Here is a 26856-nt window from a genome sequence, read left to right as displayed (position 1 = left end):
CTCCCCTCTGCCCCACTCTTCCGCTATGCTAATCCTGTGAAATTTACAGGAAATCCTTCATGGCCGTTTTGCTTCTGATTGACGATCATCCGCTGGTTGAAGTGGCACTGGAAGCTGCCCTGAGCCAGTCACCCATACCCATTAAACTCCTCTCTGCCATCAGTGAAAAAGCCGCCCGCCCCTTACTTCAGGAGCCACTGGACATTATCGTGCTGGATATCGGCCTGCCGGACAGTGATGGCCTGGAGTTTCTTCGTCGTCTGAAGATCCATCGGCCTGATTGCCCGGTGCTCATCTACTCTGCGCAGCAGACCCGCCACTATGTGCGTCGCGCCCAGGCGCTGGGTGCGGCCGGTTACGTGGTAAAGAGTCAGCGCATGACGCAATTACTCAGCGCCATCCTGGCGGTGCTGGGCGGTCAGACGGCCTTTCCGGTGATGGATGATGAGCCTGAGCTGCCCCTGACCCAGAAGGAGCGTCAGATTCTGGCACTGCTGGCCAGTGGACTATCCAATCTGCAAATCGCGGCTCAGTTGCACATCAGTAACAAAACGGTCAGTACTCATAAAAAGAACATTCTGGAAAAAACCGGAGCCCGCTCAGTAGTGGAACTGGCTGACCTGTGGAAAGCCCAGCAGTGAGGGTTATTCTGCTGATCCTGCTGTTCTGGTGCGGCACCGGGCTGGCTGAGGTGCGTCCGGTGAGCAGCGTGAATCTGCCGATGATGCTGCCGGTGACGCACGCGGAAACGATGCAGGGCAGGATCCTGCGCGTCGGCCTGCTGGAAGAGAACCACGCGCCCTGGGCAATGCGCATCGGCAATGACCTCTATGGCATCAATGCCGACTATCTTTCCGCGCTGCGACAGCTGACCGGTGCGCAGTTCACGCTTAACCTCTACAGCGATCAACCACATCTGATGCAGGCGCTGACCAGCGGCCAGATCGATTTTGCGCTGGGCATGTGGAGCGACCCACTGCCACCCGGCACCCTGAGCAGCGAAAACTGGTTCAGCAGTCCGCTGCGGGTTTACCGCAATCAGCAAAACCAGCGTGCCGTGATGTTTAACAGCCAGAATGCCTCGCTTGCTATCAGTGACAGCACGCTGGCACAGCTGCCATCTGCGCTGGCGGCCCGTCACAGCTGGCAACGCTACAGCAGCGACCTGCAGGCGCTCTATACCCTGCTTAATCAGCAAAATGACTATGTGGTGGCAGATGAGACCAGCGCCGGTTTTCTGCTGAGCCAGCTGCAACAGGGCCAGATTTATCAGATCGCCTCCCACATTGAGGCCGGCCAGCTCAACCTGCGCGCGGTGGCGCGCGATCCCCAGCTTATCAGCTGGATAAATCAGAGCCTGCGTCAGTTGCCTGCAGAACTGATGAACACGCTACAGGCACGCTGGAGCAGCAGCCTGCCGCGCTATCAGGACACCCAGACTCTGATGCTCAGCCCCGCTGAGCGCGCCTGGATTGCCGATCATCCGCGTATTACCTATACCGCCGAACCGGACAACTATCCCTGGAGTTATCGCGATGCCAGCGGAACTGCCCGAGGCTATGGCGTGGATTTGCTGAAAGCGATTGCGCAGAGCACCGGATTAGCGTTTGAGCCGGTGTGGGTCAGTAATCCCCGTCAGGCCAGCACGCTGATTCAGCAAAAGCAGGCAATGCTGCAGCTGATGCAGCCGCTGAATGGCGATGCGATGCAGAGCACGTCGCTGCCGGTGTGGCGTGCGCTGTGGGGCATTTATAGCGTCCAGTCCGATACGCTGGCTCACTGGCGCGACCTGCAGGGCAAGCGGATCGGCGTGTTGCAGGATGACCTGGCGCTGCGTCTGCTGCCTGCGGATCTCAAGCCACAGCCGTTTGCCGATCGTAATAGTCTCTATGACGCGCTGGCAAAGGGGCAGATCGATGTGCTGGTCGATAACGTACTCTCCGCCCGCTGGCGCATCGCCAGCCGGGATGATGCCCGTATTCATCTCGCCTTTGCCGCCAGCGATATCGCCTGGCCGATCGCGCTGGGCGTCACGCCTGGCCAGCCGGTGCTGCGCACCCTGCTGGATCGCGCGCTGCAGCAGATCCCGGCTGACACACAGAGCCAGATGCGCGACAGCTGGTCAACCCCGCCGCAGCCCGGCAGCGTGATAGCGATGCGTTCGCTGCCGATGATGGTGCTGGCGGTGGCAGGTGCGGCCATTGTGTTGCTGCTGTTGCTGCTGGCGCGCCGCTACTGGCAACAGCGCCGGGAACGTCAGCAGCGTGAACAGGCGGAACATGCCAATGCAATGAAAAGCCAGTTTCTGGCGACCGTCAGTCATGAGCTGCGTACCCCAATGCAGGCGATCCTGGGTCTGCTGGAGCTGGAGAAGCAGCAGCACAGCAGCCAGAACCTTTCGCTACTGCACAGCAGCGCACAATCGCTGCTGACTCTGCTGAATGACCTGCAGGATCATGCACGCATCGAGAGCAACAGTTTTACCCTGGCACCTCGCCCGCTGGCGCTGGCGCAGTGGCTCGATCAACAGCAGCATTTTTATCATCCGTTGATGCGCGCTGACGGCCCACGTCTGATCGTCGAGGCGCTGACGCCGCTGCCTGGCACCGTATTGATTGATGCCGACCGCCTTCAGCAGGTTGTAAACAACCTGATGACCAATGCGCTAAAATTCACCCGCCACGGCGCGATTCGCCTGACGCTGGCCGCACAGCAACAACAGTTGATTCTGACAGTGAGCGACAGCGGCAGCGGTATTCCGCCAGAGGAGCAGCAGAAGCTGTTTGATCCCTGGTATCAGGCGCCGTCCGGTAAATCGGTTTCGGTGCAGGGCAGCGGCCTGGGGCTGTTTATCTGCCGGGAAATGGTGCTGCGGATGGGCGGCGACATCCGGCTCGCCTCTGAACCTGGGCAGGGTACTCAGGTCACCGTGACGCTGCCGCTGCAGATCTGCTCACCGGTAAACCACGCAGACGACACGACCCTGCCCGGCTTTCCACAGCTTAGGGTGGCGATTGTCGATGACCATCCAGCCAATCTGCTGGTGATGCAGCAGCAGCTGGCGCGCTTTGCAATTCAGGCTGACATCTTCGAACAGGGACGCGCACTGCTGCAGGCCGACGCAAAGCAGCCTTATGATCTATTGTTTATCGACCAGATGATGCCGCGCCCTGACGGTACGCTGTTGTTGCGGATATTGCGTCGTCGTGACCGCCAGCGCAGACGTCAGGCGATGCGGGTGCTCTGCTCGGCTGACGCGCAGCTGCTGTCGCAGTCACCTGAGGCGGGCGAGCGTGTGCTGATTAAACCGGTGCAGTTAGCCGATCTCAGCGCGCTGCTGGCAGAGTGGCAGCAGGAGTGGCAGGACGATCCGCTGGCGACACTGGATGACAACCTGTGGCAGCTGGCGCAGCAGAATGACAAATTCCTCAGCCGTCTGAGCCAGACGTTGCACAGTACGGTGACACAGGACCTGGCTGTGATGCGTGAGGCACACGAACGCGCAGACTGGACGCAGTTCGCCGAAGCAGCACACCGGATGAAAGGAAGCTGCTTGCTGGCAGGGCTGGAGCATGGCGCGCAACTCAGCCAGCAGCTGACGGAGCAGGTTAAACAGCATCAGGACACGTCTGAGACGTGGCAATTACTGATATTATTCGCAAACAGGTTACTGAAAAAACTGGAATCTTATGGCACATACCCACACTCATAGCGGGCAGGATAGTAATCGCACGCGTCTGGCGGCCGCCTTCGGGGTGACAGTCGTCTTCATGGTTGCTGAAGTCATTGGCGGCTGGCTCTCAGGTTCACTGGCGCTGCTGGCGGACGCCGGGCATATGCTGACCGACGCCGCCGCTCTGTTGATGGCCTTGCTGGCGGTCCATTTCTCACGCCGTAAACCTAATGCACGCCACACCTTTGGCCTGCTGCGTCTGACCACGGTAGCGGCATTTGTTAACGCGATTGCGCTGCTGGGCATTACCGTGCTGATCGTCTGGGAGGCAGTGCGTCGCTTTGCCGACCCGCAGCCGGTGACGGGCGGATTGATGCTGGGGATCGCGATTGGCGGCCTGCTGGCCAATATTCTGTCGTTCTGGCTGCTGCATCACGGCAGTGGAGAAAAGAACCTCAACGTGCGGGCTGCCGCGCTGCATGTTATGGGTGACCTGCTGGGTTCGGTGGGCGCGATTGTGGCGGCGGTGATTATTCTGCTGACCGGCTGGACGCCTATCGACCCGATTCTGTCACTGCTGGTCTCCCTGCTGGTGCTGCGCAGCGCCTGGGCGCTGCTGCGTGAAAGTCTGCAGGAGTTACTGGAAGGGACACCGCATTCGCTGGATGTGAACCGGCTGATACGGGATCTGACGCTGAACATCGCCGAAGTGCGCAATGTTCACCATGTGCATTTGTGGCAGGTCGGCGAAAAGCCGCTGCTGACGCTGCATGCGCAGGTCATCCCGCCTTACGATCACGATGCGCTGCTGCATCGTATCCACGACTATCTGCGCCAGCACTATCAAATTGCGCATGCGACCGTGCAGATGGAGTATCAGCCCTGTGCCGGTGCCGAGTGTGAACTCGGCTTAAGCAGCGCTGCTGCCTCCGGCCATGATCACAGTCATTCTCACGACCATGATCATGACCCTGCGCACGCTAAAGGCGAAGCGCACACTCACTGAGCCGAGAGCGCGCGGGAACCCTGTTGCCGCGCGCTGCGGATCCACATACGCGATCCGTTCAGCGCAATCAGCGTCAGAATCACATACTCCAGCGACATCGCATACACGCCCTGACGGGCGAAAATCATCACGCTAATCACGTTGATGATGACCCACAGCAGCCAGTTCTCAACATATTTTCGTGTCATCAGCACCATCGCCGCAATCGACAACACCATCAGGCAGGAATCCCAGAACGGGAAGGCATCCGGCTGCAACGCGGGCATCGCTACCGACAGGCCAAGACCGTTCATCAGCGTCACCGCTGTACGGGTTAACAGCGCAAACACCGGATCGATATAGAGGGTCATCAGCGCAATGGCGATCACACAACCCGCCGCCCAGGCCAGCGCTTTGGGCAGTGGCAGCCAGCGGATTTTCAGCTCGACCTGATGATCGGCGGTCTGACGGCTCCAGGCGTACCAGCCATAGATATTGGCGGCAAAGAAGAAGAGCTGCAGCAGGAGGCTGGCATAGAGCTGGATCTGAAAGAAGATCACCGCAAACAGCGTAACGTTGATCAAACCGAACGGATAGTTGATGATTTTTTCCAGGCTGGCAAACCAGATACAGAGTAAGCCCGCCAGCGTGCCGATGGCCTCAATCCATGAGAGATCGTAGCCCCCGGCACCCAGAGGAATATGAACCAGAATATTATGTGTGCTGAAGAAATCCATGCTGAGCACCTGTCCGGGAACGCTTAGGCGTTGCCCTTCACGTTGAGTTTAAGTTCCGCTGCAAAGGATAGCATGCGATTAAGCGGCAGTAACGCCGCCTCACGCAGCGCCTCATCCACGTGAATCTCATGTTCCGCCCCGCCCGTCTCCAGCGCCTCTGCGATGGCTTTGAGGCCGTTCATTGCCATCCATGGACAGTGAGCACAACTGCGGCAGGTTGCGCCCTCACCCGCGGTCGGCGCTTCCAGCAGCTCTTTGTCCGGTACTGCCTGCTGCATCTTGTAGAAGATGCCGCGATCGGTGGCGACAATCATCTGCGGATGTGGCAGGGATTTCGCCGCCTGAATCAGCTGGCTGGTCGAGCCGACCGCGTCCGCCAGATCGACAATCGCCTGCGGCGACTCCGGGTGCACCAGCACCGCTGCGTCGGGATAGAGCGCTTTCATACGCTGCAGCGCCTGGGTTTTAAACTCATCATGCACAATGCAGGCACCCTGCCAGCAGAGCACATCCGCCCCCGATTTATGGGTGACGTAGCGGCCAAGATGACGATCCGGTGCCCAGATGATCTTTTCGCCCAGGCTGTCGAGATGCTCAATCAGCTCAACCGCAATGCTGGACGTCACTACCCAGTCGGCCCGCGCTTTGACAGCCGCTGAGGTATTGGCATAGACCACGACGGTGCGATCGGGATGGGCATCACAGAAGGCGTTAAACTCTTCGATTGGACAGCCCAGGTCCAGGGAGCACTCCGCCTGCAGCGTCGGCATCAGCACGGTTTTCTCCGGACTGAGGATTTTGGCGGTTTCGCCCATAAAGCGCACGCCTGCTACCAGCAGCGTGGTCGCCGGGTGATTACTGCCAAAGCGCGCCATCTCCAGCGAGTCAGAGACGCAGCCGCCGGTCTCTTCCGCCAGCGCCTGAATTTCCGGATCGGTGTAGTAGTGCGCCACCATCACCGCGTTACGCGCCTTCAGCAGCGCTTTGATTTTCTCACGGTAAAACGCCTTCTCGTCGTCACTCAGACGAGCAGGTTTAGGCGGAAAAGGGTAAACGGCGCTTTCAGGATCGAACATCACACTCATGACACAGCTCTCGTTTTATCTAATTAACGAAAATCGCCAGTAAAGACGAATAATGGCGATGAATCCGCCGTCGTGTTTTATATGCTAAACACGATAGCGGAAAAGCCAGACTGTGTCGTGGGATTTTTAGTCCGCCTGTATCACTAACTGGACCGGCTCTTGAGCCGCTTTGTCGATAAGCGACTGCGGCGCTTCCAGCGCCAGCAGGAAGGCTTTGATGTCCAGCCCGCCTGCAAAGCCGGTCAGCTTGCCGTTAGCGCCAATCACGCGGTGGCATGGCGCAACAATGGAGAGTGGATTACGACCATTGGCCGCGCCGACCGCCCGTACTGCCTGCGGATGACCGATCTCTCTGGCAATCTGGCTGTAACTGCGCGTTTCACCAAACGGAATCGCCACCAGCGCCTGCCAGACTTTTTTCTGGAAGTCGGTGCCGACCATGTCGAGCGGCAGCTCAAAGCAGCGACGCGCACCGGTAAAGTACTCGCTGAGCTGACGCTCAGTTTCAAGCAGGATGGGATGATCGTCATCGCGCGTCTGGGGCAAAAATCGGGTGCGCTTCGGATCATCATTTTCCCACAAGATGCCCGCCAGGCCACTGTCGCTGGCGACCAGTTTCAGCTCGCCTACCGGGGTAACTATCGGTTTGAAGTAGTACATAGTGATTCTCCCGTCACGGTTTCATCGCCTATTATCGCACTTTTCATCAGCCTGACTGGCTGTTTTCGGTCATGGTTCTAAACTGTTGTGCTGTCCGAAAACAGCCAGTCTCTCGGGATTCACCATTGTAGGCTGTGCTTATTTACCGGAGAAATACCATGATCGATCCCGACATTGCTTATCAGGCGCTGACCTCTCGTGATACCCGCTTTGACGGCGTTTTCTTTGTGGGCGTGACGTCAACCGGTATCTATTGCCGTCCGATCTGCCCGGTCAAAGCACCCATGCAGAAGAATTGCCTTTTCTTCAGCAGCGCCGAGGCAGCGGAAAAAGCGCGCTTCCGTCCCTGCCTGCGCTGCCGGCCAGAACTGGCACCCGGCAATGCGCCCGTTGATCAGCCGCATCGTGTGGCGGAGCGGCTGATTCAGCGCATTGAGGAAGGCATGCTGGAGGAGCGCGAAGGTCTGGAAGCGATTGCCGCTGAATTCGGCCTTAGCCTGCGTCAGCTGCGCCGTATCGTGCAGCTTGAACTCGGCGTCTCGCCGATGGAGCTGAAGCAGACGCGGCGTATGCTGCTGGCAAAACAGCTGCTGACCGAAACACAACTGCCGGTTACAGAAGTCGCCTACGCCAGCGGTTTCAGCAGCCTGCGTCGCTTTAATGATGTGTTCCAGGCGCGCTACCGCATGACGCCGAGCGCGCTGCGTCGGGACGATACGGGCACTCAACGTGCGCAGCCCGGCAACCACGTGACGCTGCGGCTGGCCTATCGCCCACCCTACGACTGGGCAGCGATGCTCTGGTTTTTGCAGACGCACCTGATGAAGGAGGTCGAAGCAGTGGAAGATGGCAGCTGGCGACGCACCGTAGCGCTGGGTCGCTGCCGGGGCTGGGTCAGCGTTTCCCATCTGCCGCAGAAGAACGCATTGCAGGTGACGCTCTCAACGTCCCTGACGCCAGTGCTGCCTCTGCTGCTGCGCCGTCTGCGTGACCTGTTCGATCTTGACGCGCAGCCGCAGCGTATCGCCGCCTGCCTGGCCCAGGATCCGCTGCTGGCGCCCAGCCTGATCGCGCATCCGGGTCTGCGCGTGCCTGGCGCGTTTGACGCTTTTGAGCTGGGCGTGCGCGCCATTATCGGCCAGCAGGTAACGGTCAAAGCAGCCACCACGGTCAGCAGCCGCTTTGCCGCCGCCTTCGGTGAGCCCTGCGAGACGCCTTTTGCCGATCTCACCCGTTATACCGCGCTTCCTGAACGTATCGCCGGACTGACGGTGGACGATGTTGCACCGATGGGCATTGTCAGCGCCGCGCGCTCCCGCGCCATCATCGCCTTTGCCAGCGCCTGCGCCAGCGGTGACCTGCGTCTTAGCGCCGCTCAGCAGCCTGACGAGGTGATAAAAAAGCTGGTCAGCCTGCCGGGCATTGGCCCCTGGACAGCGCATTATATCGCGATGCGCGCCCTGCGCTGGCCGGATGCTTTTCCCAAAGAGGATATCGCCATCCGTAACAACCTGGGCGGCCTGTCATCCAAAGAAGCGGAAGCGCGCTCGCAATCCTGGCGTCCCTGGCGCAGCTATGCGGTGATGCATATCTGGGAGAGCCTGGCGGTGGCAAAGGTGAAGAAAAAGGCGTGAGGGCGAGATTTGGGGGCAACTCTGCCAACAATACAGAAGCTCAACGCGCAGCGAACAAGGTCAGAAGAGGAAAGCGTCCCGCGCCAGGGACAAAAACGCCAGTGATGCTTTCAGACTGTTGAGGAAAGCAAACCAGGGTAATTTTCCCAACAATACAGATGCTCAACGCGCAGGGAACAGGGTCAGAAGAGGAAAGCGTCCCGCGCCAGGGACGGCGCGGGACGAGCAGGTCAGGGATGACGGTTTTTGCGTCTTTCCGATCTGACCCTGTTCTCTGCGCAGGCTCGATCAAACAGCGGGCAGCGACAACCTCAAGCACTTGAGGTGTTTTGCTTCTTCAAAGTGAGTTAGTGCCGCAGAAACGAAAAAAGCGCCCTGAGGGCGCTTCTTTCTTAATGGGTGGGTCGTGCAGGATTGCCTCGGCCCTTCCAGGGCCTCACCCTCCGGGTGATGCTAACGCATCAGCCTGAATCGCCGGGCGATTCAGTCGAACCTGCTGCAGGTTCTCACCCTGCACGATAAAGTCCGTGCCCCGGAAACGAAAAAAGCGCCTTAACGGCGCTTCTTTCTTAATGGGTGGGTCGTGCAGGATTGCCTCGGCCCTTCCAGGGCCTCACCCTCCGGGTGATGCTGACGCATCAGCCTGAATCGCCGGGCGATTCAGTCGAACCTGCTGCAGGTTCTCACCCTGCACGATAAAGTCCGTGCCCCGGAAACGAAAAAAGCGCCTTAAAGGCGCTTCTTTCTTAATTGGTGGGTCGTGCAGGATTGCCTCGGCCCTTCCAGGGCCTCACCCTCCGGGTGATGCTAACGCATCAGCCTGAATCGCCGGGCGATTCAGTCGAACCTGCTGCAGGTTCTCACCCTGCACGATAAAGTCCGTGCCCCGGAAACGAAAAAAGCGCCTTAAAGGCGCTTCTTTCTTAATTGGTGGGTCGTGCAGGATTCGAACCTGCGACCAATTGATTAAAAGTCAACTGCTCTACCAACTGAGCTAACGACCCGCTGGGGGCTTACAACCGTTCAGCGCGCCAGGCAGCTGAGATAAGATGGTGGGTCGTGCAGGATTCGAACCTGCGACCAATTGATTAAAAGTCAACTGCTCTACCAACTGAGCTAACGACCCATCTTAGGTTGTGAAGCAATGCTGAAGTGTTCTTCTTAAAACAGCGCGGTAAAAGCGCGTCTGAAGGAGATGGTGGGTCGTGCAGGATTCGAACCTGCGACCAATTGATTAAAAGTCAACTGCTCTACCAACTGAGCTAACGACCCATCTTCAGGCTGACCAGACACTTTTCAATGTGTCCCGGCAACGGCGGCATATATTACTGATTTAGCGGGGTAGCGCAACTCTTATTTCTGCTAAATGCTTCAGTTGCTTACCTTTCATACGGCAAGACCAGAAATCACACGATATCTGGTCTGAACCGGACAAATTACAGGCCTGCCAGACGTTTCTGCGCCTGTTTAGCAGATTCGGTGTCTGGATAAAGTTTGATCACCTGCTGGAAGACCGCTTTGGCTTTCGCCGTATCTTTCTTCTCCTGCATGATGACACCCACTTTCAACAACGCTTCTGCAGCTTTCGGCGACTTCGGATAATTCTTCACCACCGTGGCGTAATAATAAGCCGCGTCGTCCTTTTTGCCTTTGTTGTAGTTCAGCTGACCCAGCCAGTAATTCGCATTCGGCTGATAGGTCGAATCAGGGTAACGTTTTACCCACGCCTGAAGCGCGCTGATCGCCTGGTCATACTGTTTCTTCTCCAGAATCAGCGCCACAGCCGCATTGTAATCGCTGTTGGCATCGCCGGTCTGCGCGGGTGCGCTCCCCGTGGATGCTGCCGCGCCTGCGGTTGCTGCTGCGCCTGTATCCGCTGCGGCGTCGCTGCCGGCAGCCTGCTGCCCGCCGCTGCTGCTGGCGCTGCTTAGCGTGTCAATCTGCTGGTAGAGCTGCTTCTGCCGCTCAACCACCTGATTCAACTGATACGTGTTTTGCTGGATTTGCCCACGCAGCGCATCAATATCACGCTGGTTATCACTCATCTGCTGCTGCAGTTGCTGCATCAGCTGTGCCTGGGCATTAGAGATTCGTTCAAGAGTGGTGACACGGTCTTCGACCGAGCCGGAGCCAACGTTACTGATTGACGCTTGGGCATTAGCGGCCCAGGGGGCCGCTACGCCAATCAGTAACGACAGACTCAACAGATGACGTCTGAAGTTACTAACCATGTGATTCTCTTAGTAGACCAGTACGGCACGACGGTTTTTAGAATACGCTGCTTCGTCATGACCCAGAACGGCTGGCTTCTCTTTACCGTAAGAAACGATAGACATCTGATCAGCCGACACGCCTTTACCCTGCAGGTACATTTTGACGGCGTTAGCACGACGTTCGCCCAGGGCGATGTTGTATTCCGGCGTACCGCGCTCATCCGCGTGACCTTCAATGGTCACTTTGTATGATGGGTTGCTGCGCAGGAAGGTCGCGTGCTGATCCAGCATCTGTGCGTAATCAGACTGAACGTCATACTTGTCCAGGCCGAAGTACACGATGTTGTTCTGCTGCAGCTGCTGCATCTGCAGACGAGCCTGCTCGTCAGAAGACATGTTGCCGCCGTTACCGTTCATGCCAGAGTTTGCACCGTAAGCGCCATCAGCGCCCATGCCAGTCTGGTCATTGTTGTTGTTTTTGTGTGAGCTACAAGCCGCTACTGCCAGAACCGGCAGAGCCAGCATCAAACCCTTCAGCACTTTGTTCAGTTGCATTTCAAAAATCCCATTATTGTTTATTGTTTGCGATGTCTGAACTGTCAGACATTACAGATACGGCGACCAGGCAGGAAATTTGACCTGTCCATCAGTTGCCGGAAGACGCGCTTTGAAACGACCGTCGGTTGAAACCAACTGCAGCACGGAACCCATCCCCTGAGTAGAGCTATAGATTACCATTGTGCCGTTTGGTGCCAGGCTCGGCGTTTCATCCAGGAACGTGTCCGTTAACGTTTGAACGGCTCCCGTTTCCAGATCCTGTTTGGCGACGTGTTGAGCACCACCGCTGGTGCTAATCATCACCATAGATTTACCATCTGTTGCGACATCCGCATCCTGGTTCTGACCACCTTCCCAGGTAATACGCTGTGGCGTGCCGCCGTTAAGGCCGACTTTATAGATCTGAGGCGCACCCGCCTGATCCGAGGTATAAGCCAGCGTCTGGCTGTCCGGGAACCAGGTTGGTTCAGTGCTGTTATAGCGGCCATCTGTCACCTGACGCGTCTGACCTGACGCCAGATCCATCACATAGAGGTTCAGACTGCCGGTTTTAGAGAGCGCGAAAGCGAGCTTAGAGCCATCTGGCGAAAACGCCGGTGCACCGTTATGACGTGGATAAGAGGCGACCTGACGGATAGCACCGTTAGACAGCGTCTGAACCACCAGCGCAGATTTGCCGCTTTCAAAGGTCACGTAGGCAACTTTGCTGCCATCCGGAGACCAGGCTGGCGACATCAGTGGCTGTGGTGAACGATGTACCACAAACTGATTGTAACCATCGTAGTCAGCGACGCGCAGCTCATACGGGAACTGACCGCCGTTGGTCTGCACGACATAGGCGATACGGGTACGGAAAGCACCTTTAATGCCGGTCAGCTTCTGGAACGTCTCATCACTGGCCGTGTGGGCAGCATAACGCAGCCACTGTTTAGTCACTTTATACGAGTTCTGTGCCAGTACGGTACCTGGCGCACCGCCGGTATCAACCAACTGGTAAGAAACCTGATAGCTGCCATCCGGGTTAGAAGCAACCTGACCGACGACAACGGCATCAATGCCGAGCGCGCTCCAGGCGGCAGGCTGAACTTCCTGCGCGCTGGCAGGCTGCTGTGGCAGACGCGAGCGATCCAGTGGATTAAATTTGCCACTGTTGCGCAGGTCAGCCGCCACGATACCGCCGACATCTTCTGGCGCGGCACCCGCACCGGCCCATTTAAACGGCACCACACCAATCGGGCGCGCGGTGTTAACACCCTGGGTGATCTCAATTCGAACTTCTGCATGCAGCATGGCTGCCCACAGCAGGATAAAAAAGCCTAACGTAACGCGAAGAGCTTGCTTCATTTTATCTCCCTTATCTGAACCTCAGTCCACGATAATTGGCACTGTTCCTGGAAACCACGAGTACAACTTAAGTACGGCAAGCTAAACATAGATCAACTTGCCGACCGTGACTGCATTATTGCGGTTTAAAACGCATTGGGGCGTTTTTAAACACTTCGTAGACCGCCTGCGAAGGCGGCTTCGGAATACGTGCCTGTTTGGCGGCAGCAATCGCGGCCTGACAGAGCGCGGGATCGCCCCCCTCTGACTTAACATCAATCAACAAGCCGTCAGGCGCAAGTTTAATCCGCAAATCACAGGTTTTTCCGCGATACAGATCGGCATCGTAGAATCGGCTCTGAATCGCGCTCACGACCTGCCCCATGTAGGAGTTGATCTCCGCGCCTGATGCGCCCGCTTTCTTCTGGTTGCCCTGCCCTGCTGCGCCACCTGAGGTGCCGCTTTTCGGTGCATTTTTGCCGGAAGCGAGTCCACCCAGTAAATCATCGACATCGCTGTCGTTAGCCGCATCAGCGGCCGCTTTCGCTTTGGCATCTGCTTTGGCTTTAGCAGCGGCATCCGCTTTTGCTTTGGCTGCCGCATCGGCTTTGGCTTTTGCCGCGGCATCGGCTTTCGCCTTGGCAGCCGCTTCTGCCTTCTCTTTTGCGGCTTCTTTGGCCGCCTCAGCTTTCTCTTTCGCGGCTTCAGCGGCCTTCTCTTTCGCCGCCTCTGCGGCTTTTTCTTTGGCTTCTGCAGCTTTCTCTTTCGCTTCTTCGGCCGCTTTGGCTTTGGCATCCGCCGCCGCTTTCACTTTGGCCTCAGCCGCCGCTTTGGCATCCGCTTCAGACTTTGCTTTGGCTTCCGCAACGGCTTTCTCTTTTGCCGCGGCCGCCGCCGCGGCTTTCGCCTGCTGATCAGCCTGCTTCTTTGCGTCGGCAGCGGCCTGCTTCGCCTGCTCGGCGGCGGCTTTTGCCTGTGCATCCGCCTGGGCTTTCGCATCCGCTTTAGCTTTGGCTGCCGCTGCTTCAGCGGTTTTCTGCTGTTCCTGAGCCTGCTTAGCGGCCTCTTCAGCTGCTTTCTGTTGCTCAGCCTGCTGTTTAGCCTCTTCTTTCGCCGTTTCCTGCGCGGCCAGACGCTCTTTTTCCAGCGCTTTCAGACGCTGCTGTTCAGCGGCCTGTTTCTGTTGCAGCTCTTCAGCCTGCTGCTGCGCCTGCTTTTTACGCTGCTGCTCAGCCCGCTGGCTGTCACTCTGCTGGTTCTGCTGACGATTGTATTGACTTACGACGGCACCAGGATCGACCATCACTGCATCAATATCACTGCCACCACCACCCGCACTGCTGGGGTCAACATGCTCATTAAACGAGCTCCAAATCAGCAGCGCGATCAGCACGATGTGCAGAATCACCGAAATGATTATCGCGCGCTTTAACTTCTCGTTTTGCTCGGTTGCCTTCGACACACTCGGTTCCCAAAAAACGGTTCGATTTTAAATCGGCTGCGTCATCAAACCGACAGATTTAACACCCGCCTGATGCAGCAGGTTGAGCGCTTTAATAATTTCATCGTAAGGCACCTCTTTCGCGCCCCCGATCAAAAAGACCGTCTTAGGATTCGCTTCCAGTCGACGCTGCGCTTCGCTGATGACCTGCTCAGGGGGGAGTTGGTCCATACGATCGTGATCCACGACCAGGCTGTACTGCCCCACGCCCGCTACTTCGACAATTACCGGCGGATTATCGTCGCTGGAAACCGTTTTAGAATCGGTCGCATCCGGCAGATCCACTTCCACGCTCTGGGTAATAATGGGTGCCGTCGCCATGAAGATCAGCAACAGCACCAGCAGGACGTCCAGTAGCGGAACGATGTTGATTTCCGACTTCAGGTCGCGGCTTTTGCGACCACGTACTCTGGCCATCATTAACCTCTATTTACTTAGCGCTATCGCTGGAGAAAGCCTGGCGATGCAGGATGGCAGTGAACTCTTCCATAAAATTGTCGTAGCCCTGCTCCAGTTTGTTTACCCGCTGGTTCAGACGGTTGTACGCCATGACCGCCGGAATCGCGGCAAACAGGCCGATTGCGGTCGCAATCAGTGCTTCAGCAATACCCGGTGCCACCATCTGCAGCGTCGCCTGCTTCACCGCGCCCAGCGCGATAAAGGCGTGCATAATTCCCCAGACGGTACCGAACAGCCCGATGTAAGGACTGATAGAGCCGACCGTTCCCAGGAACGGAATGTGGTTTTCCAGCGCTTCCAGCTCACGGTTCATTGAGATGCGCATAGCACGACTCGCTCCGTCAATGACCGCTTCCGGCGCATGATTATTGGCGCGATGCAGGCGGGCAAACTCTTTGAAGCCGGAATAGAAAATCTGCTCTGAGCCGCCCAGTTCTTCCCGGCGCTCCTGGCTCTCCTGATACAGGCGCGAGAGTTCGATGCCGGACCAGAATTTGTCTTCAAACGCCTCCGCTTCTCTTCCCGCCGCATTCAGAATACGTGTGCGCTGAATAATGATGGCCCAGGAGGCAATAGAAAAGCCGATCAAAATCAACATGATAAGTTTGACCAGAAGGCTCGCCTTCAGGAACAAATCAAGAATGTTCATGTCAGTCACTGCTTGAACTCCGCGACAATAGACTTGGGAAGCGCAATCGGCTTCATCAGGTGTGGATTAATGCAGGCAATCAGGACTTCTGCCTCATTGAGCACTTTGCCTTCAGTATTCACGATACGCTGCGTGAACGTCATGGTAGCCCGTGTCATTGATGTGACCTCACTCTGGATCTCCAGAAGGTCATCAAGACGCGCCGCCGCCAGATAGTCCACCGATATGCGCCGTACCACAAAAGCGATCTGCTGTTCTAACAGCGTCTGCTGATTGAAATGGTGCTGTCGCAACATTTCGGTACGTGCTCGTTCATAAAAAGCGATATAGCTGGCGTGATAAACCACACCACCGGCATCAGTATCTTCGTAGTAGACCCGAACCGGCCAGCGAAACAGCGTTGTACTCACTCTACATCCCGGCCTCGTTTTAAACGTTGCTACTATACGCAAGAGAATTGGGGTTGGGAATGGGTCGCCAGAGCCAGGCGAAAATAATTATCGCTCCGTAACAAACGGAACGATTTCAGAGAGATTTATTGACCCGGCGCTGACAAATATTCACTGACAGCGCGGGTGAGGCGGGGATTAAAGGTAAAAACGGTAAAGCGCAATCAATAACACCAGCAGAGCCGGTAACGGCGTAAACAGCGCCTGCCATCGGGTTTTCCGTGGCCGGAAACCCACACCGTGAATTACGCCGCAGCAGACCGCCCAGATCAGCACCAGCCCCTGCAGAGCAGGAAGCTGGCCCGCCTGATTAGCAAAACGGGTCGGATCCCACATCACGCCGCCCGCCGTCAGCAGCGCCAGCAGCAGTGAAAGGGCCCGTAACGGGCCCTTATCCATCAGATCATAGAGCATCCGAATTGGCGTGCGCATCAGTGAGTCTCATCCTGCGCTTCAACGTGTTCAATCGCCAGAGCGGTCACGATACCAAAGGCACAGGCCAGCAACGTGCCGAGAATCCAGGCAAAATACCACATGCGACATCTCCTTTATTAATAGAGTGAGTGACTGTTGCTTTCAATCTGCTCTTTGGTAATACGGCCAAACATCTTCCAGTAGCACCAGGTGGTGTAAATCAGAATGATTGGGACAAAGATAGCGGCGGCCACGGTCATGGTTTGCAGCGTCAGCAGACTGGACGTTGCGTCCCACATTGTCAGGCTGGTCCCCGGCACGGTGCTGGATGGCATAATGAACGGAAACATCGCAATGCCGGCGGTCATGATGACGCAGGCCAGGGTCAGTGAGGAGAACAGGAACGCCCAGGCGCCCTTCTCAACCCGCGAGCAGAGTACGGTAAGCAGCGGCAGCACTGAACCGAGCAGCGGGAACAGCCACAGTACAGGATGGTTCTGGAAGTTGACCATCCAGGCACCCGCTTCGCGTACGACAGTTTTTCCCAGTGGATTCGAGGCGGCGAAGTGATCCACTGTGCTGGTCACCACATAACCATCGATACCGTATTTCACCCAGACACCCGCCAGGATGAAGCAGACCATCATCACCAGCGCGGCAAGTTGTGCAGCGGTACGCGAACGCAGATGCAGTTCGCCAGTAGTGCGCATCTGCAGGTAGGTTGCGCCCTGCGCCAGAATCATCGCCACACTGACCACACCCGCCAGCAGGCCAAACGGATTCAGCAGCTGGAAGAAGTTGCCGGTATAGAACAGGCGCAGATACGCATCGGCATGGAATGGCACGCCCTGTAACAGGTTGCCAAAGGCCACGCCAATCACCAGCGGCGGCACGAAGCTGCCAATAAAAATGCCCCAGTCCCAGGCACCGCGCCAGCGGTTATCTTCAATCTTCGAGCGGTAATCGAAACCGACCGGACGGAAGAACAGCGACGCGAGCACCAGAATCATCGCCACATAGAAGCCGGAGAAGGCTGCCGCGTAAACCATCGGCCAGGCAGCAAATAGCGCGCCACCCGCGGTGATCAGCCAGACCTGGTTACCGTCCCAGTGCGGAGCGATACTGTTAATCATGATGCGACGTTCAGTATCAGTGCGGCCCAGCATGCGCGTCAGCATCCCGACGCCCATATCAAAACCATCTGCGACAGCAAAGCCAATCAGCAGCACGCCGATCAGCAGCCACCAGACAAAGCGCAGAACTTCATAATCAAACATGGTCGCTCTCCTTATCCCTGAACCGGCTGAGTGGTTGCCGTGATCTGCTCATGATGATAACGCCCGGTTTTCAGGCTGCTCGGTCCAAGGCGGGCGAATTTGAACATCAGGTACATCTCTGCCACCAGGAACAGCGTGTAGAGTCCGCAGATCAGGATCATCGAGAACAGCAGATCGCCAACAGTCAGCGAGGAGTTGGCCACTGCTGTCGGCAGGATTTCACCGATAGCCCAGGGCTGACGACCATACTCCGCCACGAACCAGCCTGATTCGACAGCAATCCAGGGTAAGGGAATACCAAACAGCGCCGCTTTCAGTAACCAGCGGTTTTTGCCGACGCGATTGCGTATTACGCTCCAGAAGGAGAGCGCGATGATACCCAGCAGCAGTACGCCACACAGCACCATGATGCGGAAGGCGAAGTAGAGCGGCGCCACACGTGGGATAGAGTCCTGCGTGGCCTGTTTGATCTGTGCTTCGGTCGCATCCGCTACGTTGTCGGTATAGCGCTTCAGCAGCAGACCATAACCGAGATCCTGCTTGTGGCTGTTGAACGCGTCACGTACTGCGGGATCCTGACTGCCGCTGCGCAGTTCATTCAGCAGGGTGTAGGCTTTCATGCCATTACGGATACGCACTTCATGCTGAGCCATCAGATCTTTCAGACCGGTGACCGGCTTATCGATGGACCGGGTCGCGATAAGGCCCAGCAGCCACGGGATCTGCACGGCATACCGGTTCTCCTGCGTTGCCTGATCGGGCAGGCCAAACAGCGTAAATGACGCCGGGGCTGGCTGGGTTTCCCACTCCGCTTCGATAGCGGCCAGCTTGGTTTTCTGCACGTCGCCCATTTCGTAGCCTGACTCATCGCCCAGCAGAATCACGGAGAGCACCGCCGCCATACCAAAGCTGGCCGCGATAGCGAACGAGCGTTTAGCAAAAGCAATGTCACGCCCTTTCAGCATGTACCACGCGCTGATACCCAGAATGAACATCGCGCCGGTGGTGTAACCGGCCGCAACGGTGTGAACAAATTTAACCTGCGCCACCGGGTTCAGTACCAGTTCAGAGAAGCTGACCATTTCCATGCGCATGGTTTCGAAGTTGAATTCCGAGGCGATGGGATTCTGCATCCAGCCGTTGGCAACCAGAATCCACAGCGCAGACATATTCGAGCCCAGCGCCACCAGCCAGGTCACCGCCATGTGCTGCACTTTACCCAGCCGATCCCAGCCAAAAAAGAACAGGCCGACAAAGGTCGATTCCAGGAAGAACGCCATCAGACCTTCAATGGCGAGCGGCGCACCGAAGATATCGCCGACGTAGTGAGAGTAATATGACCAGTTTGTCCCGAACTGAAATTCCATGGTCAGGCCTGTGGCGACACCCAGCGCAAAGTTAATACCAAATAACTTGCCCCAGAACTTCGTCATATCTTTATAAATTTGTTTGCCGCTCAGGACATAAACCGTCTCCATGATCGCCAGCAAAAACGCCATACCCAGCGTTAAAGGGACGAACAGAAAATGGTACATCGCTGTTAAGGCAAACTGTAACCGCGACAGTTCGACGATATCTAACATAAGGACTCCTTGCTCCTCGCTTTGTCTCTGTCACGCGCGCGATCAGAACGAACGTAATCAGAGTCAGGAACGGCTGTTTATTGATTCCAGTTTTTTTATTACCAGCAGAACAGATCTGTGAGCTGCCCGAACAGGCGAGTAGCGAATGAAGCAGCTCTGAAAATTGTCAATCCGCGCTTTCATTAACGCGTGCTTTAACAGGAGGAAAGCGGGTGTCATCCCGGGTTGAGCAGACGTTTGAAAATTTGTGTAAAAGGCTGGATTGATGCAGCGCAATTTACGCTCTTAGCGTTGCGCTTTGCCAGCGATATAGTTGGATTTAAATCGTGATTAATTGATCTGGATTAACGCAATAAGTTTCCAGATAAAGTCAGGTGGGTTTCTTGTTAATGAGATGTCATTAATGAAATAAGGCGGGGAAAAAATAGTTTACCTTTGATACTTTTTTTTAACGCAACCAATACCTGAATGGTTATCTGACTCTGCCCTCTTCTTTTTAATTGTCTGAGTTAAGACTGTGCGTTACCGGCATAAAAAAAGCCACCCGGAGGTGGCTTAGTCTCAGATGACGCCGACTTAATTTGCCGGTAATACGGCTTTAACCGCGTCACCGATGTCAGCCAGGCTGCGAACGGTCTTCACACCTGCGGCTTCCAGCGCAGCAAATTTCTCATCTGCTGTACCTTTACCACCGGCAATGATGGCGCCAGCATGGCCCATGCGCTTGCCTTTCGGCGCGGTTACGCCAGCAATGTAGCCCACAACCGGTTTGGTCACGTGCTCTTTGATGAAGGCGGCGGCTTCTTCTTCTGCGCTACCACCGATTTCACCGATCATCACGATCGCTTCAGTCTGTGGATCGTCCTGGAACATTTTCAGGATGTCGATGAAGTTAGAGCCAGGGATCGGGTCACCACCGATGCCGACGCAGGTTGACTGGCCGTAGCCGATGTCAGTGGTCTGCTTAACCGCTTCATAGGTCAGGGTGCCTGAACGGGAAACGATACCGACGCGGCCCGGCTGATGAATGTGGCCCGGCATGATGCCGATCTTACATTCGCCTGGGGTGATCACGCCCGGGCAGTTTGGACCGATCATCCGCACGCCCGCTTCATCCAGCTTCACTTTCACAGTCAGCATATCCAGGGTCGGGATACCTTCGGTGATGGTGATGATCAGTTTGATACCTGCTTCAATCGCTTCCAGGATGCCATCTTTACAGAAAGGCGCCGGAACGTAGATCACGGTGGCGGTTGCGCCGGTCGCTTCTACCGCTTCGCGTACGGTGTTGAACACCGGCAGGCCAAGGTGAGTCGTGCCGCCTTTGCCTGGCGTTACGCCGCCAACCAGCTGGGTGCCGTATGCCAGCGCCTGCTCAGAATGGAAAGTCCCCTGGCCACCGGTGAAACCCTGGCAAATGACTTTGGTGTTTTTGTCGATCAGAATGGACATTATTTACCCTCCGCGGCAGCAACAACACGCTGTGCGGCGTCTGTCAGGCTGGTTGCTGCAATGATGTTCAGACCGCTGTCCGCCAGTTTCTGTGCGCCCAGCTCGGCGTTGTTACCTTCCAGACGTACCACCACTGGCACGTTCACACCCACTTCAGCGACTGCGCCAATGATGCCATCGGCAATCAGATCACAGCGTACGATACCGCCGAAGATGTTAACGAAGACGGCTTTAACCGCATCGTCAGACAGGATGATTTTGAAGGCTTCGGTCACGCGCTCTTTCGTTGCGCCACCGCCGACATCAAGGAAGTTGGCTGGCTGACCGCCATGGTGCTTAACGATGTCCATGGTGCCCATCGCCAGACCTGCGCCGTTAACCATACAACCGATGTTGCCTTCCAGCGCAACATAGTTCAGTTCCCACTGTGTCGCATGCGCTTCACGTGGATCTTCCTGGCTTGGATCGCGCATTTCGCGCAGCTCTGGCTGACGGAACAGGGCATTGCCATCGGCACCCAGTTTGCCATCCAGGCAGATCAGATCGCCCTGTTTAGTGATGACCAGCGGGTTGATCTCAACCATCGCCAGATCGCGCTCCAGGAACAGGGTCGCCAGACCCATGAAGATCTTGGTGAACTGTCCTACCAGCTTGCCGGTCAGGCCAAGTTTGAACGCCAGCTCACGGCCCTGATAAGGCTGCGGGCCGGTCAGGGGATCCAGCGCCATTTTGTGGATCAGGTGCGGGGTCTCTTCCGCCACTTTTTCGATTTCCACGCCGCCTTCGGTAGAGGCCATGAAAATCACGCGACGCGTTGCGCGATCGACCACCGCGCCCAGGTAGAGCTCCTGATCGATGTCGGTTGCCGCTTCAACCAGAATCTGGTTTACCGGCTGGCCGTTTGCGTCTGTCTGATAGGTCACCAGACGTTTGCCCAGCCAGTTTTCAGCAAATGCGCGAATCTCTTCTTTGCTGTTAACCACTTTCACACCGCCCGCTTTACCGCGGCCACCGGCATGAACCTGACATTTAACTACCCACGGGCCTGCGCCAATTTTAGAGGCTGCTTCTTCCGCTTCACGTGGTGTAGTACAGGCGTAACCCGTTGGTGCCGGCATGCCATACCGTGCAAACAGTTGTTTCGCCTGGTATTCGTGTAAGTTCATGATGTTCTATCCATTCAGGTCTGAAAAGAGTATTGAGGTTGGGCGCGCGAGGCGCGCCCGGTGAAAATCAGACATCCAGCAGCAGACGCGCCGGATCTTCCAGCATCTCTTTCACTGCAACCAGATAACCCACTGATTCACGGCCATCGATCAGACGGTGGTCATAAGAGAGCGCCAGGTACATCATTGGCAGCACCACGACCTGACCATTGACCGCCATAGGGCGATCTTTGATAGCGTGCATGCCCAGGATGGCGCTCTGCGGTGGGTTGATGATTGGGGTGGACATCAGGGAACCAAAGACGCCGCCGTTGGTAATGGTGAAGTTACCGCCGGTCAGATCGTCAACTGTCAGCTTGCCGTCACGGCCTTTCACTGCCAGCTCTTTGATTTTCTTCTCAATGTCCGCCATGCTCAGCGCATCAACGTCACGCAGAACGGGGGTCACCAGACCGCGTGGCGTAGAGACCGCGATGCTGACGTCGAAGTAGTTGTGGTAAACCACATCTTCGCCATCGATGGACGCATTCACTTCCGGATAGCGTTTCAGTGCTTCAACAACCGCTTTGATGTAGAAGGACATAAAGCCCAGACGTACACCGTGACGCTTCTCGAAGGCCTCACCATACTGCTTACGCAGATCCATGATGGGCTTCATGTTAATTTCATTGAAGGTCGTCAGCATCGCCGTGCTGTTTTTCGCTTCCAGCAGACGCTCGGCAACGCGCTTACGCAGACGGGTCATCGGCACGCGTTTTTCGCTGCGATTCGCCACGGATTGCTGCACGGCTGCAGTTTCTGCCGCTGGTGCGGCGGCTTTGGCAGCCTGCGGTTTGTTGGCCAGATGTTTTTCAACATCGTCACGGGTCAGACGACCACCCACACCGCTGCCTTTGATCTGCGAGGCATCAAGATTGTGCTCTGCAATCAGACGGCGGATAGCCGGGCTGAGCGCATCGTTGCTCTCTTCTTCCAGTGACGCAGTCTGACGCTGAGCCGGGGTAGACTCTTTGCTTTCAGACTTCGCGCTGCTCTCTTTACCGGCGCTGTTGCCCTCTTTCAGACGACCCAGGATCTGGCGGGAAGTGACGGTGGCGCCCTCTTCTTCCAGAACCGCTTCCAGGATACCGTCAGCAGAGGCTGGCACTTCCAGTACAACTTTGTCAGTTTCGATTTCGACCAGCACTTCATCGCGAGTGACTGCATCGCCTGGTTTTTTATGCCAGGTTGCCACAGAGGCATCGGCAACCGATTCAGGCAGGTCGGGAACGAGAATATCTACGCTACTCATTATCTTTCCTTTTAATTAATTAACGTTCAGCGCGTCATTAACCAGGTCTTGCTGCTGTTGTTGGTGTACGGACATGTAACCCACGGCCGGTGAGGCGGATGCCGGGCGGCCTGCATAACGTAAAGTGGCACCAAACGGCACAACTTCACGGAAATGATGCTGACTGCAATACCAGGCGCCCTGATTCAGCGGCTCTTCCTGACACCAGACAAAATCCTGCACGTGAGCATACGCTTTTAATGCTTCCTGTACCGCGTGATGCGGGAACGGATAGAGCTGCTCGATGCGCACGATAGCCACATCGGTCTGCTCATTTTTACGACGCTGCTCAAGCAGGTCGTAATAGACTTTACCGGAGCACAGCACGACGCGTTTCACGCCCTGCGGATCCAGATCATCGACTTCGCCAATCGCCGGCTGGAAGCTGCCGTTAGCCAGTTCATCCAGCGTGGAGATGGCCAGCGGATGACGCAGCAGTGATTTCGGCGACATCACAATCAGCGGACGGCGCATACCGCGCAGCGCCTGACGACGCAGCATATGGTAAACCTGCGCAGGGGTAGACGGCACGCAGACCTGCATGTTCTGCTCAGCACAGAGTTGCAGATAACGTTCCAGGCGCGCAGAGGAGTGCTCTGGCCCCTGACCTTCATAACCGTGCGGCAGCAGCATCACCAGGCCACACATCCGGCCCCATTTCTGCTCACCGGAGCTGATGAACTGGTCGATAACCACCTGTGCGCCGTTGGCGAAGTCACCAAACTGCGCTTCCCAGATGGTCAGGATGCGCGGCTCTGCGGTGGCATAACCATATTCAAAGGCCAGTACCGCCTCTTCTGACAGCACGGAGTCCCAGACTTTGAACTGACCCTGTCCGCTGTGCACGTGGTGCAGAGGGGTATAGGTCGAGCCGTTCGCCTGGTTATGGACTACCGCGTGACGATGGAAGAAGGTTCCGCGACCGGTATCTTCACCCGACAGACGCACCGGAATGCCTTCATCAACCAGCGTGGCATAGGCCAGGTTTTCCGCGCCGCCCCAGTCAAAGGCTTTCTCGCCTTCAGCCATCAGGCGACGGTCGTTATAAATCTTGGCAACACGCGACTGCACTTCCACCTCTTCAGGCACCTGGCTGATACGCAGCGCCAGTTCCTTCAGACGTTTCATGTCGACCTGAGCCGGGTAAGGTTCATCCCACTCATGATTCAGGTAAGGTGACCAGGTAAAGGAGTGCAGGCTCATCGGACGCCATTCCGGCACCACACACTCGCCCGCATCCAGCGCATCACGATAAAGATTGACCATTTCGGTCGCATCTTCCTGCGTGGCGACGGCTTCACCTTCCAGACGGTCGGCGTAGATTTTACGCGGCGTCGGGTGTTTTTTGATTTTCTGATACATCAGCGGCTGGGTCGCACTTGGCTCATCCGCCTCGTTGTGACCATGACGGCGATAGCAGACCAGATCGATAAACACATCACGCTTAAAGGTATTGCGATAGTCGAGCGCCAGACGGGTCACAAAGGCGACCGCTTCCGGATCATCTGCGTTCACGTGGAAAATCGGTGCCAGCACCATTTTGCCGATGTCGGTGCAGTAAGGGGTCGAACGCGCATCTTTCGGATTGGAGGTGGTGAAGCCAACCTGGTTGTTGATGACGATGCGAACGGTACCGCCCACTTCATAACCGCGTGCCTGTGACATGTTCAGGGTTTCCTGAACCACACCCTGGCCAATCACCGCCGCGTCACCATGAATGGTGATCGGTAAGACTTTATTGCTGGCAGGCTCGTCCAGACGGTCCAGACGGGCACGCACAGAACCCATGACGACCGGGCTGACGATCTCCAGGTGTGACGGGTTAAACGCCAGCGCCAGGTGAACCAGACCGCCTTCGGTTTCCACATCAGAAGAGAAGCCCATGTGGTACTTCACGTCACCGGTGCCCAGATGCTCTTTATGCTTACCGGCGAACTCGTCGAACAGATCCTGTGGCTTTTTACCCAGCACGTTGATCAGCACGTTGAGACGACCACGGTGCGCCATACCCAGCACGACTTCACGGGTACCGCTCTTACCGGCGTGACGGATCATTTCGCGCAGCATGGGCACCAGCGCATCGCCGCCTTCCAGCGAGAAGCGTTTGGCACCCGGGAATTTCGCCCCGAGATATTTTTCCAGCCCTTCTGCCGCGGTCAGCTCTTTCAGGAAACCTTTTTTCTCTTCGTTGCTGAACGCTGCACGGCCCGCTACAGACTCAAGACGCTGCTGGATCCAGCGTTTCTCATCCGTGTTGTTGATGTGCATATATTCCGCACCGATTGAGCCACAGTACGTCTGCGTCAGCGCGTCGAAGAGATCGGCCAGCTTCATGGTCTCTTTACCGATGGCAAAAGAGCCGACGTTAAAGCTTTCCTGAAAATCGGCCTCGGTCAGGTCATGAAAAGCCGGATCAAGATCGGCCACCCGATCCTGTTTCCACAGGCCAAGCGGATCGAGATTCGCATGCTGGTGACCGCGAAAACGAAACGCGTTGATCAGCTGCAGCACTTTTACTTGCTTGGAGTTGGTTTCCGGATCGGAGACAGATGAGGTGTAACGAGATGCGTCTTTCGCCAGGCGACGGAAGTACTCACGTGTGGTGGAGTGAAACTGCTCAGGTTTCATTCCGGTGCCCGGTAACTGTTGGAACATCGAGCGCCACACTGCATCGACAGAGTCAGGATCGGTCAGGAAATCCTCATAGAGCTGCTCTATGTAAGACTGATTCGCGCCGGCCAGCCAGGAAGAGTCCAGCCAGGGCTTCATCGCGCTGTTCTGCATTGTGATCCCTTAAGCATTGCTATGCTTTTTTGAGGTTTCATTTGTTGCCGCTTTCGCGGTTTGCCGTAGTGAGTTCAGCGATACGAGCACTCTGCGCAGCGCGCGTGGCCCGTAAGGGAACCTTTGTAAACGTGGTCATCACCGCGCTTACAGAGGCTTCCGTAAAACACCGGGAACCTGAGGTTCCCGGCGAAGACTGCTTATGCGCCGCGCTGCAGCAGCATCGACTTGATATGGCCGATGGCGCGCGTCGGGTTCAGTCCTTTCGGACAGACGCTCACACAGTTCATGATACTGTGACAGCGGAATACGCTGAAAGCATCATTCAGATTGTCGAGACGCGCATCCGTTTCGGTGTCGCGGCTGTCAATCAGGAAACGGTATGCCGCCAGCAGGCCGGCAGGACCAATGAACTTCTCAGGGTTCCACCAGAATGATGGGCATGAGGTTGAGCAGCAGGCACAGAGAATACACTCGTACAGGCCATCCAGGTGTTCACGTTCTTCCGGCATCTGCAGATGTTCACGTGCTGGCGGATTTTCCCCATTATTCAACAGGAAAGGCTTAATTTTCTCATACTGAGCATAAAACTGGCTCATGTCTACGACCAGGTCACGCACAACCGGTAAACCTGGCAATGGACGGATAACGATTTTCTGTTTGCCGTTGCCCAGTGCCGAGACCGGCGTAATGCAGGCCAGTCCGTTTTTACCGTTCATGTTGAGGCCATCCGAGCCGCAGACGCCTTCACGACAGGAGCGACGAAACGCCAGCGTCGGATCTTTCTCTTTCAGGCGAATCAGCGCGTCCAGCAGCATCATGTCGCGACCATCTTCCGACTCCAGGGTGTAATCCTGCATGCGCGGCTTGTCATCGACGTCCGGATTGTAGCGATAAATTGAAAACTCGAGTCTCATGATCGTC

General features: G+C 56.5%; 23 protein-coding genes, 3 tRNA genes and 3 other RNA genes. 4 read left to right on the top strand and 25 right to left on the bottom strand.

What is annotated here, in order from left to right; translation table 11 throughout:
• Positions 1-59 precede the first annotated feature (59 nt).
• The 3 genes from AC6I8J_RS05520 to zitB are packed head-to-tail and all read left to right on the top strand — an operon-like array spanning position 60 to position 4679.
• Positions 60-641 (top strand): response regulator transcription factor, encoded by a 582-nt coding sequence (locus AC6I8J_RS05520; RefSeq protein WP_161736266.1) that lies wholly within the window; start codon positions 60-62, stop codon positions 639-641.
• Complete coding sequence (locus AC6I8J_RS05515) at positions 623-3712, top strand: hybrid sensor histidine kinase/response regulator (protein WP_497825157.1); 3090 nt, start codon at positions 623-625, stop codon at positions 3710-3712. The genes AC6I8J_RS05520 and AC6I8J_RS05515 overlap by 19 nt, the downstream gene beginning before the upstream one ends.
• Positions 3690-4679 carry a CDF family zinc transporter ZitB gene (gene zitB / locus AC6I8J_RS05510; protein ID WP_161736264.1) on the top strand — a complete coding sequence of 330 codons (990 nt, stop codon included), beginning with the start codon at positions 3690-3692 and terminating at the stop codon, positions 4677-4679. Before AC6I8J_RS05515 ends, zitB begins: the two co-directional genes overlap by 23 nt.
• Here the strand turns inward: zitB and pnuC are convergent.
• The 3 genes from pnuC to AC6I8J_RS05495 form a co-directional block, all read right to left on the bottom strand.
• Positions 4673-5395 carry a nicotinamide riboside transporter PnuC gene (gene pnuC / locus AC6I8J_RS05505; protein WP_161736263.1) on the bottom strand — a complete coding sequence of 241 codons (723 nt, stop codon included), beginning with the start codon at positions 5393-5395 and terminating at the stop codon, positions 4673-4675. The two genes, zitB and pnuC, sit on opposite strands and share 7 nt — an antisense overlap.
• A gap of 23 nt (positions 5396-5418) precedes the next feature.
• Positions 5419-6480 carry a quinolinate synthase NadA gene (gene nadA / locus AC6I8J_RS05500; protein ID WP_497825156.1) on the bottom strand — a complete coding sequence of 354 codons (1062 nt, stop codon included), beginning with the start codon at positions 6478-6480 and terminating at the stop codon, positions 5419-5421.
• Between the two features lie 126 nt (positions 6481-6606).
• Positions 6607-7140 carry a methylated-DNA--[protein]-cysteine S-methyltransferase gene (locus AC6I8J_RS05495; protein WP_497825155.1) on the bottom strand — a complete coding sequence of 178 codons (534 nt, stop codon included), beginning with the start codon at positions 7138-7140 and terminating at the stop codon, positions 6607-6609.
• A 158-nt stretch (positions 7141-7298) separates the two neighbouring features.
• Here AC6I8J_RS05495 and AC6I8J_RS05490 point away from each other — a divergent pair, with 158 nt between their 5' ends.
• Positions 7299-8774 (top strand): AlkA N-terminal domain-containing protein, encoded by a 1476-nt coding sequence (locus tag AC6I8J_RS05490; protein ID WP_161736260.1) that lies wholly within the window; start codon positions 7299-7301, stop codon positions 8772-8774.
• 397 nt (positions 8775-9171) lie between these two features.
• Here the strand turns inward: AC6I8J_RS05490 and AC6I8J_RS05485 are convergent.
• From AC6I8J_RS05485 to AC6I8J_RS05380, 22 genes are all read right to left on the bottom strand, one after another.
• A non-coding RNA gene (locus AC6I8J_RS05485) (RtT sRNA) lies at positions 9172-9305 on the bottom strand.
• Positions 9306-9348: 43 nt separating this feature from the next.
• Positions 9349-9482, bottom strand: a non-coding RNA gene (locus AC6I8J_RS05480) — RtT sRNA.
• A gap of 43 nt (positions 9483-9525) precedes the next feature.
• Positions 9526-9659: non-coding RNA, RtT sRNA (locus tag AC6I8J_RS05475), on the bottom strand.
• Positions 9660-9702: 43 nt separating this feature from the next.
• Positions 9703-9778: transfer RNA gene (locus AC6I8J_RS05470), tRNA-Lys, on the bottom strand.
• 46 nt (positions 9779-9824) lie between these two features.
• Positions 9825-9900 (bottom strand) — tRNA-Lys (locus tag AC6I8J_RS05465).
• Between the two features lie 70 nt (positions 9901-9970).
• Positions 9971-10046: transfer RNA gene (locus AC6I8J_RS05460), tRNA-Lys, on the bottom strand.
• A 164-nt stretch (positions 10047-10210) separates the two neighbouring features.
• Positions 10211-11005, bottom strand: a complete 795-nt coding sequence (cpoB, locus tag AC6I8J_RS05455; protein WP_161732155.1) for a cell division protein CpoB — start codon at positions 11003-11005, stop codon at positions 10211-10213.
• A 9-nt stretch (positions 11006-11014) separates the two neighbouring features.
• Positions 11015-11542, bottom strand: a complete 528-nt coding sequence (pal, locus tag AC6I8J_RS05450) for a peptidoglycan-associated lipoprotein Pal (protein ID WP_003853135.1) — start codon at positions 11540-11542, stop codon at positions 11015-11017.
• A gap of 51 nt (positions 11543-11593) precedes the next feature.
• Positions 11594-12889 (bottom strand): Tol-Pal system beta propeller repeat protein TolB, encoded by a 1296-nt coding sequence (gene tolB / locus AC6I8J_RS05445; protein ID WP_013357155.1) that lies wholly within the window; start codon positions 12887-12889, stop codon positions 11594-11596.
• 115 nt (positions 12890-13004) lie between these two features.
• Positions 13005-14330 carry a cell envelope integrity protein TolA gene (tolA, locus tag AC6I8J_RS05440; protein ID WP_222924350.1) on the bottom strand — a complete coding sequence of 442 codons (1326 nt, stop codon included), beginning with the start codon at positions 14328-14330 and terminating at the stop codon, positions 13005-13007.
• Between the two features lie 27 nt (positions 14331-14357).
• Positions 14358-14786, bottom strand: a complete 429-nt coding sequence (gene tolR, locus AC6I8J_RS05435) for a colicin uptake protein TolR (protein WP_013357153.1) — start codon at positions 14784-14786, stop codon at positions 14358-14360.
• Positions 14787-14799: 13 nt separating this feature from the next.
• The gene (tolQ, locus tag AC6I8J_RS05430; protein WP_003853142.1) at positions 14800-15486 is read right to left on the bottom strand and encodes a Tol-Pal system protein TolQ; all 687 of its coding nucleotides are present in this window, start codon (positions 15484-15486) and stop codon (positions 14800-14802) included.
• Positions 15483-15887 carry a tol-pal system-associated acyl-CoA thioesterase gene (gene ybgC, locus AC6I8J_RS05425; RefSeq protein ID WP_010260759.1) on the bottom strand — a complete coding sequence of 135 codons (405 nt, stop codon included), beginning with the start codon at positions 15885-15887 and terminating at the stop codon, positions 15483-15485. The genes tolQ and ybgC overlap by 4 nt, the downstream gene beginning before the upstream one ends.
• 177 nt (positions 15888-16064) lie before the next feature.
• Entirely contained in the window at positions 16065-16358 is a 294-nt protein-coding gene (gene ybgE / locus AC6I8J_RS05420; RefSeq protein WP_161732151.1) for a cyd operon protein YbgE, read from the bottom strand.
• Positions 16358-16462: a cytochrome bd-I oxidase subunit CydX gene (gene cydX / locus AC6I8J_RS05415; protein ID WP_013357150.1), complete on the bottom strand. Its 105-nt coding sequence runs from the start codon at positions 16460-16462 to the stop codon at positions 16358-16360. The genes ybgE and cydX overlap by 1 nt, the downstream gene beginning before the upstream one ends.
• Positions 16463-16477: 15 nt before the next feature.
• Positions 16478-17617: a cytochrome d ubiquinol oxidase subunit II gene (gene cydB / locus AC6I8J_RS05410; protein WP_161732149.1), complete on the bottom strand. Its 1140-nt coding sequence runs from the start codon at positions 17615-17617 to the stop codon at positions 16478-16480.
• Between the two features lie 11 nt (positions 17618-17628).
• Positions 17629-19200, bottom strand: a complete 1572-nt coding sequence (gene cydA, locus AC6I8J_RS05405) for a cytochrome ubiquinol oxidase subunit I (protein WP_161732147.1) — start codon at positions 19198-19200, stop codon at positions 17629-17631.
• A 576-nt stretch (positions 19201-19776) separates the two neighbouring features.
• Positions 19777-20652: a succinate--CoA ligase subunit alpha gene (sucD, locus tag AC6I8J_RS05400; protein WP_161732145.1), complete on the bottom strand. Its 876-nt coding sequence runs from the start codon at positions 20650-20652 to the stop codon at positions 19777-19779.
• A complete protein-coding gene (sucC, locus tag AC6I8J_RS05395) occupies positions 20652-21818 on the bottom strand; it encodes an ADP-forming succinate--CoA ligase subunit beta (RefSeq protein WP_003853151.1) in 1167 nt (388 codons plus the stop codon). Before sucC ends, sucD begins: the two co-directional genes overlap by 1 nt.
• Positions 21819-21885: 67 nt before the next feature.
• A complete protein-coding gene (odhB, locus tag AC6I8J_RS05390) occupies positions 21886-23109 on the bottom strand; it encodes a 2-oxoglutarate dehydrogenase complex dihydrolipoyllysine-residue succinyltransferase (RefSeq protein ID WP_497825154.1) in 1224 nt (407 codons plus the stop codon).
• 15 nt (positions 23110-23124) lie between these two features.
• Positions 23125-25932, bottom strand: coding sequence for a 2-oxoglutarate dehydrogenase E1 component (sucA, locus tag AC6I8J_RS05385; RefSeq protein WP_161732141.1), 2808 nt, complete (start codon positions 25930-25932; stop codon positions 23125-23127).
• A gap of 200 nt (positions 25933-26132) precedes the next feature.
• On the bottom strand, positions 26133-26849 hold the full coding sequence (locus AC6I8J_RS05380; protein ID WP_090962958.1) for a succinate dehydrogenase iron-sulfur subunit: 717 nt from the start codon (positions 26847-26849) through the stop codon (positions 26133-26135).
• Between the last annotated feature and the right edge of the window lie 7 nt (positions 26850-26856).

Source organism: Pantoea sp. X-Soil-ISGK-355 (genome assembly GCF_059730805.1).
The sequence above is the reverse complement of the archived record's forward strand: the minus strand, read 5'-3'. Positions and strand labels throughout refer to the sequence as shown.